This window comes from Candidatus Bathyarchaeota archaeon (genome assembly GCA_026014465.1).
Lineage (GTDB): Archaea > Thermoproteota > Bathyarchaeia > Bathyarchaeales > Bathycorpusculaceae > JADGNF01.
The window spans coordinates 771,243-784,476 of the sequence record JAOZID010000010.1 but is presented as its reverse complement, the minus strand read 5'-3'; the positions used below and the strand labels follow the sequence as shown (position 1 = coordinate 784,476).

Annotated in this window: 11 protein-coding genes; 4 read left to right on the top strand and 7 right to left on the bottom strand. The window is 48.8% G+C overall.

Features of this window, described 5'->3' with window-relative positions:
* Positions 1-80 precede the first annotated feature (80 nt).
* Entirely contained in the window at positions 81-2,753 is a 2,673-nt protein-coding gene (locus NWF04_06095) for a PQQ-binding-like beta-propeller repeat protein (protein MCW4006149.1), read from the top strand.
* Positions 2,754-3,045: 292 nt separating this feature from the next.
* Positions 3,046-3,735, top strand: a complete 690-nt coding sequence (locus NWF04_06090; protein ID MCW4006148.1) for an HAD family hydrolase — start codon at positions 3,046-3,048, stop codon at positions 3,733-3,735.
* 396 nt (positions 3,736-4,131) lie between these two features.
* Here the strand turns inward: NWF04_06090 and NWF04_06085 are convergent, their stop codons facing one another.
* The 5 genes from NWF04_06085 to NWF04_06065 form a co-directional block, all read right to left on the bottom strand.
* Positions 4,132-4,794, bottom strand: coding sequence for an HAD family phosphatase (locus NWF04_06085; GenBank protein ID MCW4006147.1), 663 nt, complete (start codon positions 4,792-4,794; stop codon positions 4,132-4,134).
* A 21-nt stretch (positions 4,795-4,815) separates the two neighbouring features.
* Complete coding sequence (gene proC, locus NWF04_06080; protein ID MCW4006146.1) at positions 4,816-5,637, bottom strand: pyrroline-5-carboxylate reductase; 822 nt, start codon at positions 5,635-5,637, stop codon at positions 4,816-4,818.
* A 57-nt stretch (positions 5,638-5,694) separates the two neighbouring features.
* Entirely contained in the window at positions 5,695-6,927 is a 1,233-nt protein-coding gene (locus tag NWF04_06075) for a tRNA (guanine(10)-N(2))-dimethyltransferase (GenBank protein ID MCW4006145.1), read from the bottom strand.
* Positions 6,928-7,016: 89 nt separating this feature from the next.
* The gene (locus NWF04_06070) at positions 7,017-7,409 is read right to left on the bottom strand and encodes a PIN domain-containing protein (GenBank protein ID MCW4006144.1); all 393 of its coding nucleotides are present in this window, start codon (positions 7,407-7,409) and stop codon (positions 7,017-7,019) included.
* Positions 7,402-7,632 carry an AbrB/MazE/SpoVT family DNA-binding domain-containing protein gene (locus NWF04_06065; protein ID MCW4006143.1) on the bottom strand — a complete coding sequence of 77 codons (231 nt, stop codon included), beginning with the start codon at positions 7,630-7,632 and terminating at the stop codon, positions 7,402-7,404. The genes NWF04_06070 and NWF04_06065 overlap by 8 nt, the downstream gene beginning before the upstream one ends.
* Positions 7,633-8,263: 631 nt before the next feature.
* Between NWF04_06065 and cysS the strand changes: the two genes are divergently transcribed.
* Positions 8,264-9,694, top strand: a complete 1,431-nt coding sequence (cysS, locus tag NWF04_06060) for a cysteine--tRNA ligase (protein ID MCW4006142.1) — start codon at positions 8,264-8,266, stop codon at positions 9,692-9,694.
* On the opposite strand, the gene NWF04_06055 is transcribed toward cysS, so the two are convergent.
* Positions 9,691-10,485, bottom strand: a complete 795-nt coding sequence (locus NWF04_06055; GenBank protein MCW4006141.1) for a lipoate--protein ligase family protein — start codon at positions 10,483-10,485, stop codon at positions 9,691-9,693. The two genes, cysS and NWF04_06055, sit on opposite strands and share 4 nt — an antisense overlap.
* 239 nt (positions 10,486-10,724) lie before the next feature.
* Between NWF04_06055 and NWF04_06050 the strand changes: the two genes are divergently transcribed.
* Positions 10,725-12,005: a hypothetical protein gene (locus NWF04_06050; protein MCW4006140.1), complete on the top strand. Its 1,281-nt coding sequence runs from the start codon at positions 10,725-10,727 to the stop codon at positions 12,003-12,005.
* Positions 12,006-12,048: 43 nt separating this feature from the next.
* Here the strand turns inward: NWF04_06050 and NWF04_06045 are convergent, their stop codons facing one another.
* Complete coding sequence (locus NWF04_06045) at positions 12,049-13,053, bottom strand: radical SAM protein (protein MCW4006139.1); 1,005 nt, start codon at positions 13,051-13,053, stop codon at positions 12,049-12,051.
* Between the last annotated feature and the right edge of the window lie 181 nt (positions 13,054-13,234).

The following is a 13,234-nucleotide window of genomic DNA, read 5'->3' as shown; positions in this document are numbered from 1 at the left end:
GAAGGAACACTTCTTGCCAATGCTTAAAAACATTTTCACGCCATACCGAAAGCTCATCCAAACACAGAGAGAAACAAAAAATGACTCAAAAATTAGTTGATAATATGCTCAAAGCTGTGGGAAACAAAACGTTTACAACGGCTACGTTGACGTTGCTCTTGGCTTTTTCTATGTTCATCGCAGCCGCGCCTACAGCCAACGCGCATGACCCTCCTTGGGAAATCCCAACATACGCGTACATAACTGCTGCACCCAACCCCATCGGTGTAGACCAAACTGTGACTTTAGTCTACTGGATTGATAAAATCCCTCCAACAGCTGCAGGTGTTGCTGGTGACCGCTGGGTAGACCTAACCATTGACGTTACTTTGCCCGATGGAACCACTGAAACAATTGATTCCTTGATTTCTGACCCCGTCGGCGGAGGCTACGCCTTCTATACCCCGCGTCAGGTCGGAGTTTACACTTTTGTTTTCAACTTCCCTGAGCAAGTAGCAGATTTGGAGCATCCTACCTCTGGGTTAGCTGGCAGTCCAAGCGACTACGTCAATGACACCTACCTAGCCAGCAGTGCAAGCACAACTTTGAACGTGCAGTCAGAAACAATCACCACCATACCCGACACCCCCCTACCCAACACCTACTGGACACGACCCATAGAAGGACAAAACACCAACTGGTACGCCATATCCTCCAACTTCCTCTCGGGAAGCGCCATAACTAACAAGTACCAACCCGACGGCGTAGCCCCCAACAGCCCCCACGTCATGTGGACAAGACCCATATCCTTTGGAGGCGTTGTCGGAGGCGACAGCACAGGAACCTCTGGCGTAACCTATTATGACGGAACAAACTATGAAGGCAAATTCAACGACCCCATCATCATCTACGGCAGACTATACTACAGCTTGCCTGAAAGCGATGCTTCAACTGGAGACGGTTACATCTGTGTAGACCTGCAAACAGGCGAAGAACTCTGGCGCAGCACCGAAATGACAACGTCCCCCTCGTTTGCCCAACTCTACGACTACGAATCAATGAACCAACACGGAGTCATACCCAACGGTTACCTGTGGACTACCGACGAGAACCCATGGGCTGCCATGTTTGGTCTCCCAGCAGGTCCAACAACATGGCAAGCATTTGACCCCCTTGACGGAACCTGGCTCTTTAACCTAACAAACATCCCCGCAGGCACCGAAATCCGCGGACCCAACGGCGAAATCCTACGCTACGTACTAAACCTGCAAAACAACTGGCTGGCTCTATGGAACAACACCGCAGCAACTGGCTTAACCGCCGCAACTAACCCCGAAGACACCACCAGCAGCGAAGCAAACCAGTGGCGCCCCGTCGGCAAAAACGTCAACGCAAGCAACGCATACACCTGGAACGTCACAATACCCCAACTGCCCGGAGGCTCCATAATCGCCGCAGTCTACGATGATATACTAATCGGCAGCACCCCCTTAGCGTCGTTCCTTAGCTTTGGAACCCCCGACCCCGTAACAGTGTGGGCAATAAGCCTAAAACAAGAAAACCTAGGTGAGCTGCTGTGGATGGAAGACATATCCGCTCCCGACGGCAACGTAACCCGCTCTGTAGGACCCTTCGATGCAGATGCTCGCGTCTTTACCTTCTTTGACAAAGAAACCATATCCTGGTCAGGCTACAGCATGGACACTGGCAAAAAACTGTGGGGATCCACGCCTTCTGAGAATCCTTGGAACTTCTACTCTGGCGGTGGTGGTGCTTTGACGACAACTTCTGTTGCTTACGGTAAACTGTATTCAACTGGTTATTCGGGCGTAGTCTACTGTTATGATATATCAACTGGCAATCGCTTGTGGAACTACACCGCAATTGCAGGCTTAGACACCCCCTACGGTGGCTATCCCCTTGGCATAGCTGGCGTTGCCGACGACAAAGTCTACTTAGCTACTAACGAGCACTCTTCAGGTGCACCCTACTGGAGAGGAGCCGAAATGCGGTGCATAAACGCTACCACAGGCAACGAAATCTGGACCATGTACGGACACGGATGCTCTTCCTACGGCGACTACGGCTACGCAATAGCAGACGGATACCTGGTGTACCTTAACCTCTACGACATGCAAATCTACTGCATCGGCAAAGGCCCAAGCAAAGTCACTGTAGACGCCCCCTTAACGGTCGTATCTGAAGGCGACAGCATAATGGTACGTGGCACCGTTACAGACCAATCAGCAGGAGCCAAAGACCTCGTAGAAAACGGCTTATTCAATGTTGTACCCGCAATTTCTGACGCCGACGCTGGTTCATGGATGGAGTACCTGTACATGCAAAAGCAGCTTCCCACCGACGCCACAGGAGTTCAAGTTCGTTTGACCGCTGTTGACCCCAACAACAACATGCAAGACATAGGCGTAGTCACCACCGACACAAGCGGCTTATTCAAAAAGATGTGGCAGCCCCCTGTACCTGGAGAATACACAATCACTGCGTGCTTTGATGGCTCTGATTCTTACTGGGCATCCTCAGCAACCACGGCAGTTGGCGTAAGCCAAGCCCCCGCAGCATCCATAGCCCCCACATCGTCCCCTGATTCAACACCCCCAACAACACCAACCCCGCCCGCATCTGCCTCACCTTCGCCCTCCACTGCTCCCCCACCAACTAGCGAAACACCAACCACCACGTACATAGCCGTAGGCATAGCCGTTATCATAATTGTCGCTGTTGCAGCCGCCTTAGTTCTTAGAAGACGACAATAAACACGACATAACTTTCTTCCCTTTTTCTTTTTTAGGGAACTGTACGGCATATGTGGGGCTGAAAAGGCTTTGGTCTGTAGTGGCGAAGTTGGGTTTCGTTTCTTCTCCTATTATTCTTTCTCCCAAAGCCTCAGCAAACCCTGCTTTCCCAAACCTCACTTTTTTCCTAAATGTCTTTGTTTAGGTATGGCTTGTTGTTTTGGCTTGTTTTCTGTTTTACCAAAAGGTATATTTCCTCTCTGCCCTGCTTTAGCCACGCTTTAAGTGTTAAACATTTGAGCGTGAATTTGCCTTGGCAGTAAAAGCAGTAATATTTGATCTTGACGGAACAATTGTCGCTTTTAGTTTGGACTACAAAGCGTTGCGTGCTGACGTTCGAGCGTACCTGCGCAGCAAAGCCGTCCCCGACTCTTTGCTTTCGGTTAACGATACTCTTTTTGAGATGCTAAAGAAAACCGAGCTTTTCTTAAAGAACAGCGGCAAAACCCCCGAGGCTTTACAGAAAACCGTGGCGGGCGCGTTAAGCATTGCCGAAAGCTACGAGTTAGATGCTGCCAAACAAACAAGTTTACTCCCCGGCGCCTTAGACACTTTAAAAACCCTAAAAAACAAAGACCTAAAAACCGCCATATGCACTCTTAGCAGCCAAAAAGCCGTCAACTACATGATAACCCGCTTCAAACTCGCCGCTTACTTTGACGTTGTTGTACCCCGAGAAAAAACCGTACAAGTCAAACCCGACGCTGAACACCTAAAAGCCGCCTTAACCGCCATGGATGTTTTGGCAAACGAAGCTGTCGTCGTAGGAGACAGTATCGAAGACATGCAAGCCGCAAAAGAACTAAACGCCATAGCCGTTGGATTCCCCACTGGAGTCGCAACCCAAAAACAGCTAACCCGCAACGGCGCAAACTACATAATCACCTCCATAACCGACCTGCCCCTCCTCATCGATAACCTAAACAAGCCCTCCCCAACCTAACCTCTCTTCTTCCAAACACAACACCTGGGCTGCTTTGCCGCTGTAACCTGCAAAACTTTTTGTTATTGGGTGCGGCGTGCACCAGCTGGACCTTTAAGGAGAAGGGAGATGGAAGGCAGAGAACTTAAAGTGCTGTGCACGCCACTCTTGATGGCTGTTTTATGTGTACGTTTGTGTGTGCTTGATTGTTTATGTTGCTTCTTAAGTCTTTCTTTTTGTGTTTTGAATGCTTTTATCTTTTGCGTAAATTTGTTTGTGAAAAATTCATTTTTGCCTTTTTCTCTACATGCTTTATGCTTTGTGTCTTTGGTTTTTATTTCGTGGGTGTTTTCTTAAATTACGCCTGAAACTGCCTACGGTTTTCTTTGTTTTGTCCTGCTGTTTTGCTGGAACCAGCTATTTGAGGATAAACTCTAGAAGAGAGGTTTTTTGTTTTAGTGATTCTGTTATTATGTCTGGGTTTGCCTTTTTTAGTTCCTGTGCTTGGTAGGCTCCTGTGGTAACTGCGATGCAGCCCATGTTTGCGGCTTTTGCAGCTTTGACGCCAAATATCGAATCCTCGAACACCACACAGTTTTCTGGTTTGCTTCCCAGTTTTTCGGCGGCTTTTAAGAAAATTTCAGGGTCAGGCTTTGACTTGGTTACGTCATCTCCAGTTAACACTTCACTGAAGAACTCCTTGACTTTTAGCTGCGTTATCATGTGCTCTATAACGGGGCGGTTATTCATGGACGCCAACGCCACCTTCACTTTACCCTGCAACGCCTCCAAAAGCTCTTTTACACCCGCAAGCAACGCGACCTCCCCCGTCAAATCTACTTCAACTTTGATTTTGACGTCCATCATCCGCTTTATCACGTCGGCGTCGAAGGGCACGTTTTTGTCTTTGAGGATATCTTTGAAGGTTTCCGAAGCGCCAACTCCGATGCGGCGTTCGATAAACTCGTCGGTTACATCTACCTTGGCGACTTGGCTAAGCGCTTGATGAAACGACTTCAAAATAACCTCTGTAGTATCGACTAGGGTTCCGTCCCAATCAAAAATAACGGCTTCAAACACGTCTTGTTTCTCCTTGCCGCGCTACGGTTGTTTGGTTTTTAAGATTTTTTCGCGTATGGCTTGGCTTTTTTTGGTTGCTTCTTCTACGGCTTTCATGAGTGCTTGGCGTGCTTGGCTGCCTTCCAACTCGTAAATGGCGTTTATGGTTGTTCCGCCAGGCGTAGTTATCATGTCCCTGATTTTTGCTGGATGCTCTTGTAAGCCCAAGACGAGTTTTCCTGTTCCAAGCATGGTTTGAGCCGCCGCCGACATTGCTATGTCTCTGGGCAACCCCATCTTCAACCCGCCGTACATAACTGCCTCCAAGATTATCGAGAGGTAGCCTGGTCCGCTGCCGCTAAGCCCTGTTATGGCGTCCATGTATTTCTCGTCAACTTCTTGGCTAACACCCATCAAATCCAGCAGCGCCTTGACGGTTTCTTTGTCCTGCGCGGTAACTTCAGCTTCGCAGCAGTACGCGGTGTATGAAGCCTGCACCAGTATGGCAAGGTTTGGCATCATCCGAACAAACTTGGCAGTTGGCAACGTCTGCTTCAAATAAGAAAGCGGAACCGTCGCAGCTGAAGAAACCACAATTTTACCCTTAACCTCATTAGCTATTTCTTTGAGGAGTTTTTGCACATCAGCAGGTTTTACACAAATGAATATAACGTCTGCTCCCTTGGCTGCTTCACAATTATCCGACGTTGCAGCAACACCTAACTCTTTCATCTCGGCAACTTTTGCTGGCATAAAATCTGAAACCGCAATTTTGCTTTTGCATCCGCCTTTCAGAAAAGCCTTAGTTATGGCGCCGCCAATCATCCCCGCGCCTAAAACAGCGATTTTCTCTGTCAACTTCACAAGAACTCCTTATGCTTGTATGTACGTACCGTTTTAGCTCTTAAACTTTTATCGCATCTACGGGTTCTGCGGGTTTGTTTTCTGCGTGAGTTGCCGTAGGATTTGCTGCATAGTCGCGGCGGAAGCATAAGTTTTCACACTTCTGGTATCAAAATGCGTAGACACCGCCTCAACCCCCGCCTCCTTAAGAGCCTCAAAAAACGCGGCAACCGAAGGCGCAGGCAACTTACCCTTCTTACCCACCTTATCTATCAAATAATACGTTGGTGGAGCGTCAGCTTCCCCCTGAATTAGCGTTAAGAATTTGGTGATTCTGCGGCTGTTCTTAAAGTCTGCCCGCTGGTTCTCTGTTTGCATGGACTCCACAAATTCTTTGCTGCCAAGTTTTCCTAGCCACAACGGTCCCGCGTATTCCATGTCGGCACCGCATTCGGGGCACTTCTTGGTGGTGGAAAACAGGTGTTTGGCGGTTTCTCGGTGCAGGCAATTAAAGCAGTGCAGGATGTATCCAAGGTTTTTGATGCTGGCGTCTGCTTTTTGGGCGCCGTAGCCGATTTGGGCGTATGCTCGTATGTAGTGGTTGCTGCAGTGGCTAAACAGGACCTGTATGCCTATGTCGTGCTTGGCTGCGGCGGTTGCTATGCTCCCTGCAAGTAAGCGTAGGGCGAGTTCGTGGCAGTACTCGGTGCGTAGGGGTTTTCCTCCGTACTTGCGCAGGCAGGCTTTAGCGTGAACTCCACAAAGTGGCGCCATATCCGTAGCTGTGGCGGCAAGTAAGCCCTTGTTGCGCAGTGCCTGAACCGCGGCGTCCAAATGAGGCACGGGCGTTCCAAACGGGTCAACATCTACTACGTCAAAACGCTGCTTAGGTGCGCTGTGCTCACACAAAAGACGATTAGCATCCTTATTCTCCACGCTCACCACCTCTTCAAGACCATTGAGGGCAACGTTGTACTCTGCGAGTTTGGCGCTGCGCGGATTAATATCGCCTACGACCACGTTTTTGATGCCCTGCATCTCGGCGGCGTAACGTATGCCCCGTATTCCTGTTCCAGTCAAAGGGTCACAAACGCTAATTTCACGGTCAACCATGCGCTGATACACCTGAAACGCCAGCAACGTCACGTCGCGGTTAAACTCCATAACAGGATTGTAAAACACAGGCGCACGGCTAGGAGCGTAATCCGACGGGCAAACCCCATACGCCTCCAACTTGGGTGCCAAAATCCGTACTTTACCTTCCGCTACAATTTCAGAAGGAAAATCCGCAACAAACTCATCCTTTGCCATTTAGATACGCCAGAAAGATGGCAGTTGCAGTTGAAAAAACTTGTGGACACATCTTGCCTTGCGGTGCTTCGATGTTGTGGGCGTGTTGGTTAGATCCATGTGGTTTGGATTTCGTTTATGGTTTTGAGGTGGGGGTCGTCGGAGAGGCATGTGGCGTTGAGTGTTTGGGCGGTTGCTGCGATTATGCTTTCTGGGAGGTTCATTTTGTATTTGTGGCGTAGGTGGGCGCTGTTTTTGGCGATTTCGGTGGTGACTTTTATGATTTTGAAGTCTTTTTCTAGCAGGTTTGCTCTTAAGGCGGCGGTTTCTTGGCCTTCTTGGGTTAGGGTGAGGTAGTAGATTTCGTGTAGGACGATTGTGGAGGTGAAGCGTTCTTTGACTTGTCGTATTGCTTGGCGGGTTTTTTGCAGCGTGGTGTCTTCTTGGCTGTAGTAGTGTTCTAAGAAGAATCGGGTGTCGTAGACTGTTTTGGGTTTAGGCATCTAGGTCCCTGAGTCTCTCAAGCAGTTTTTTCATTTCTTCGGGCGATGCGTATTTGGCGCCTGAACCTGCTAGGTCCAACGTTGAGGCTTTGGGTTTTAGGAGTATGCCTTCTTGGGTGTCGACGACTTGGAGGCGGGTGCCTTCTTCGATGTTGTATTTTTCGCGGAGTTTGATGGGGATGGTTGTTTGTCCTTTGCGGGTGACTGTGACTTCGTTTTCCATACGCGCTCACAGTACTACCGTACAACAGGTAGGAAATATAAGCTTTCTTACTGCAAGCCAGTACTGCACAAACCATGTACTACCAAACTATGATGCTAACAAGACCAAAAAACTTGCAAAACAGCGCAAATTCGACCACAGTTCCTTTTATATGATTTGTTGTTGCATTGAGTAATCACAAATTATTATAAGCTCTTCCATCCACTATAATACTTGTGTCCTGAAGCCATCAAAAGTGCACAGTTTGGCGGTTCAGGCGTTAAGAAAGACGCGGCAACACATGTCCCCATTCCCCAAAAACATTTTTCAAAGCCACGCCCAACTTAACCGCTATGAAACGCCAAACACCTACCTTTTGAAACACACAACCAACAACACCCTATCCCATGCCTTATTCCTGCTCTTTTACCGCCAAGCCCACCAGTTCAAACCAACCTATTAGGTTCCAAATTTTAATTGTATGCAGAAAGGATAGGGGGAGGGGGTCTACTTCTGCGTTGTTGTTTGTGTTGGTTTGCTGCTGTTGTTTGTGTTGGTTTGCTGCTGTTTTTGGGTTTGGTGGGGTGTTTTGTGTTTTTTTACTGGAATGCTTAAATCTGTTTTTTGGTAGTATTGTTCACTGGGACAATTTATGAACGCCACAGTAGCTGCGTCCTCTTCTTTGCATATATTTAACACTCTTACCCGTAAAAAAGAAGTTTTCACTCCTGTAGAATCAGGCAAAGTTGGTCTTTACACGTGTGGACCTACCGTTTACGATTACGCGCACATCGGTAATTTCCGTGCTTTTCTCTTTGAAGATTTACTGAAGCGTTGGCTGGAGCATCAGGGCTTCCAAGTTACCCATGTCATGAACATAACTGACATAGACGACAAAACCATCAAAGGCAGCCAAGCCCAGCAAAAGCCCCTGAGACAGTACACAGACTTCTACGTAGACGCGTTTTTCGAGGACATCAAGACCTTAAACATCAAACCCGCCACCGTTTACCCCCGTGCAACCGACCACATACCCGAAATGGTCAACATCATCAAAATCCTGCTCGAAAACGGCGTTGCCTACCACGGCGAAGACGGCAGTATCTATTTTGCCATAAACAAGTTCCCCCGCTACGGCAAACTTAGCCACATAAAAAAAGCTGAACTCAAAACTGGCGCGCGCGTCAAACAAGATGAATACGCCAAAGAAGAAGCCCAAGACTTCGCGTTGTGGAAAGCCTACACCCCCCAAGACGGCGATGTCTGCTGGGAAACCGAAATCGGCAAAGGCAGACCAGGATGGCATCTTGAATGCAGCGCCATGAGCATGAAGTACCTAGGCGAAACCTTTGATATTCACTGCGGAGGCATCGACAACATGTTCCCGCATCACGAAAACGAAATCGCCCAAAGCGAAGCCGCCACAGGCAAACCCTTCGTTCATTACTGGATGCACAACGACCACCTGCTTGTGGAGGGCAAAAAAATGTCCAAAAGCTACGGCAACTACTACACCCTACGCGACCTCCTCCAAAAAAACATCGACCCCATAGCTCTTCGCTACTTGCTCTTGAGCACGCATTACCGACAGCAATTCAACTTCACCTTTGAAGGCTTAGACGCAGCCAAAGGCGCCATCGAACGCCTCGCCAACTTGCAACGCCGCCTCCAAGATGCAAACGGCACCGCAAACCCTCAAACTGCAGAACTCATCGCGAAGGTGCAAACAGAATTTAGCAACGCCCTAAACGATGACCTCAACATCAGCATCGCATTAGCTGCCCTGTTTGATTTCGTGCGCGACGTAAACAACCTGCTCGACGCCAACGCCCTAAACAAAGAGGACGCCCAAAAAATCCAAGACACACTTTCCGACTTTGACAGCGTACTGGGCGTAATCCCCAAGCCCGCCAAAGAAGAAGCCCTGCCCGCGGAAGTTGAAGAGCTAATCCGCCGGCGTGAAGAAGCCCGCAAAGCCAAAGACTGGAAAACCGCCGACGCCCTACGAGACAAACTCAAAGACCTAGGCATAACCATCGAAGATACTGCGCAGGGTATACGGTGGAAACGCGAAAAAACCTAAATCGAGGGCGCTTTTGCGTCATAGTTCCATTCTTTTGTTTGATATTTTTCTTTGTAGAGTTTTTGTGCGAGCTGTTTCTCTTGTGTGGTTAGTTCGCCTTGTTTGAGTGAGATGTTGAAGACGACTTTGAAGCCGTGCATAAGGGCGCTAACTGCGGTGTCGTACGTGATTCTGTGTCCCAGTTCGAGTTCGACGCTGGTGATTTTTCTTTTTGCCACATCCACGACCTGCATGCAAGAGTTCGCCCATGGAACCCTAAGCAACGTGAACATACGCGGCAAATCAATGCCCAAAAGTAAGGTGCCGTGCTGCAAAACTACGGTGCCTTTGTTTGCTTGGGCGCTGCCTGAGATTTTTTTGCCTTGAACCATAAGGTTGGGGCAGTTCTTTTTGTCTCCGGGGTTGTAATCTGCTGTGATGCCTAGCATTCGTAGGGATTCGGTTATGGCTGCGTAGATTCTTGAGTAAACTTCGGTTATGTCAGATGCGCCCATGTCTTCGGGGTTCGCGGTTACGCTGTAGGTTACTTCGTCGGTTTCGTCGTGGTAAACAGTGCCTCCACCGCTGATTCGCCTAACCACGTCCACCCCCAACTCTTTTAGGTTCTCTACGTTGACTTCATTTTCTACTTTCTGGAATCTGCCAATAGAAACTGTTGAAGGCTTCCAACGGTAAAACCGCAACGTATTAGGAACCTCCCCCTTTGTTCGCGAAATCAAAATGGCTTCGTCAATTGCCATGTTCATGAATGCATCATGAGTTTCAAGGTCCAGTAAACGCCAAGTTTTCACGTTTTTCCCTACCTGCAACCGCCTGTTGTTCTGTGAAAACTAGGCTCATCCTTTATATACATTAAAGCATCCGTTGGTCGCTTATGAATCGCTGTATGCTGCCTTCAGAATGCTGGTATTGTTTTCCTGTGCAATTTTTATATAAGCGCTCTCAAATTAAACAAAGAGTAATCTGCAGCTTTATTGGACTGTGCCATTAGATGAGGAAGAGCATATTCAAAAAGTTAGAGGCCCAAGGCTTGATTGCTAATTACAATCGCCTTCGCAAGAATCTGCCTCCGAAACTTCCTGACCGTGTCTACATGGTAGATGAGAGTTTCCGCGAGGGCATAAAGGCGCCAACGGTCTTTTTAACATACGTGGAGAAGCTCAAACTTGCCAAGATGATGGATGAAACAGGATTATCCATAATCAACGCAGGCTTCCCTGGGCTATCTGAAAATGAAAAAGATAACGTTCACCGTATCGTAAACGAAAGCTTCACCACCGCCAAGTTAACCGCTTCATCAACTGCCAGCAAAGAAAGCGTAGACGCCTGTTTAGAAGCTGGCATGCGAGAAATCAACCTAGAATCCCCAATAAACGGCTTAAACCTACAGTTCAGACTAAAAATAACCAAAGAACAAGCCCTAAAACGCATCGTCGACAGCATTACGTACGCCCGCGACCGCAACCTAACCGTACACTTTGTCCTCTCCGACGGCAGCCGCACCCCACTAGACGACATCATAGCTGTCTTTGAAGCCGCCGTAGCCGCAGGCGCCTCCACCATAACCATAGCCGACACCACAGGCTTCATGCGTCCCCTCTCCATGCGATACCTATTCTCGCACATACGCGACGGTCTCTCTGCTGAAGTTAAAGAAAAAGCGTATTTGGGCGTTCACTGCCATAACGACTTTGGATTAGCCACCGCCAACACGTTAGCCGCCGTAGAAGAAGGCGCAACTTACCTGCACACTAGCATGCTGGGTTTTGGCGAACGCGCAGGCTTAGCGCCCTTTGAAGAAGTCGTCACCGCCCTTGAACTCCTCTACAACATCGACACAGGCGTAGACATGGAACGCGTCTACCGCATCGCCCAACTCTCAGAAAAATCTTTTGCGCTGCCCATACAGTTCCACAAACCCATAGTCGGAGACAACACCTTCTCACACGAAGTAGACGAACACGTAGAAGGCATGCTCGCACACCCACTCATGTTCGAACCCTTCCCCCCCGAAATCGTCGGACGCACCACGTCGCTGTTTGTTGGCAGAAACACAGGACAAACCCTACTCCAAGGACTCCTAGAAAAAGCAGGCATACGCGCCTCGCCCCGGCAAATCGACGAAATCCTACGCCACGTCAAAGGTCCCCAAGAAAGCCTAGACAAAGGCGAAGCCCAAATGACCTTCTACCAAGTCAAAAAACTCCTCAAAGACCTCCAAAAAGGCTTAGTTATGCCCGAGTTCTGGAGGCTCGTTGAGCAGGTAACACGGCAAAAACCCAAACTCCCCCTCCCAGGCGCAAAAAAATAGCTCCTTTTTCTTTGGGCAACTCTTTCTTTGTTTAGTGATCTCTTTAGAGGCTTAGCTGCGCTTTTATGGCTGCGGTTTCTTGGCTGCTTAGGCGTCGGGGGTAGTTGTAGAATGGTCCGCTTGGTTTTTCGTTGTAGAAAGGTCGGTTACAGTTGGGGCACCCTGAAGTATGGAAGGGCTTGCCCGTTTCGATTATCTCCAAAAGTGTGGTTTTGTCTACTCCAAAATCTTCTATTTCGCCCTGGACGTTAAACCGCATCTGCCCAGTTTGGGCTAACCCGTTGACGATGAGGTACCTGGCAAGCTGCACCCGCCGATATGATTCCAGTTTGGGCTGCGGCTGATTTCCCAAGGCGGTTCCCCGAACGGGCGTGAACGCGAAAAGCGCAGGCAAAACCCCCAACCCCACAAGTTCCCCAACAAACTCCACAGCTTCCTTCTCAGTTTCTCCAAGTCCAACAATAATGTGGGTGCTAACGTTACCTTTTCCAAAAACCTCCAACGCCAACCCAAGCTGCCTAAACTGGTCTGCCCAACTGTAAGGCCCCCCCACATGCGCCCCTTTAACTTGGTCAAAAATTTCTTTTGTGGCGGCGTCTATTCCTATGCCTATCCTGTCCACGCCCGCATCAGCGAGTTTTTGCATATTCTCTTTGGTTTTGGGTTGGCAAGAAACCGAAACCTCCACCGCCGTTTGCTGCTTTAATGCTTTAACAAAAGCGGTTATGTCCTCAAAGACGGCGGGGTAGTTTAGGGCTTGGATGCATACGCGTTTGATGGTTTTTTTGGTTTGAACGCGCGTGCAGATTTTTTGTAGAACCGTTTTTGCTGGGAAAGCTGGCCATGTGACTCTGGAGAGCAACTCCGTGTTGCATTGGCTGCTTTTTGCTTGTGGACAAAACCCGCAGTTAGCTACACATTTTCCGTCCCTGTACGTCATAAGATACGCTGTCGTAGGCTTCGCATCCAGTTTGCCTTCTAAAAGCCCCAAAACCATAGCTGAACCAACAGAAACCCGCATAAGCTCAGGCAACTCTAAACCTTGCAAACCACACGCCTCATTCTTTGCTGCCTACTGCATTGGTACGAAAACAAATATCTCTTTGTTTCCAAAACCCGCCATTTACCGTTGCCTGTTGTGGTGAAGAAAAATAAGGTGCTTCTCCTTGCCTGTGTTTGGCTTGGTTTTTGGAGAAGCAGGGAAAGTGAGTTTTCTATTTTGTTTTTCC

Excerpts from the sequence above, each read along its gene's own strand:
- NWF04_06095 (MCW4006149.1), top strand. The coding sequence starts at position 81 with ATGACTCAAAAATTAGTTGATAATATGCTCAAAGCTGTGGGAAACAAA.
- NWF04_06075 (MCW4006145.1), bottom strand. The coding sequence starts at position 6,927 with ATGGCAAAGGATGAGTTTGTTGCGGATTTTCCTTCTGAAATTGTAGCG.
- NWF04_06070 (MCW4006144.1), bottom strand. The coding sequence starts at position 7,409 with ATGCCTAAACCCAAAACAGTCTACGACACCCGATTCTTCTTAGAACAC.
- NWF04_06065 (MCW4006143.1), bottom strand. The coding sequence starts at position 7,632 with ATGGAAAACGAAGTCACAGTCACCCGCAAAGGACAAACAACCATCCCC.
- cysS (MCW4006142.1), top strand. The coding sequence starts at position 8,264 with ATGAACGCCACAGTAGCTGCGTCCTCTTCTTTGCATATATTTAACACT.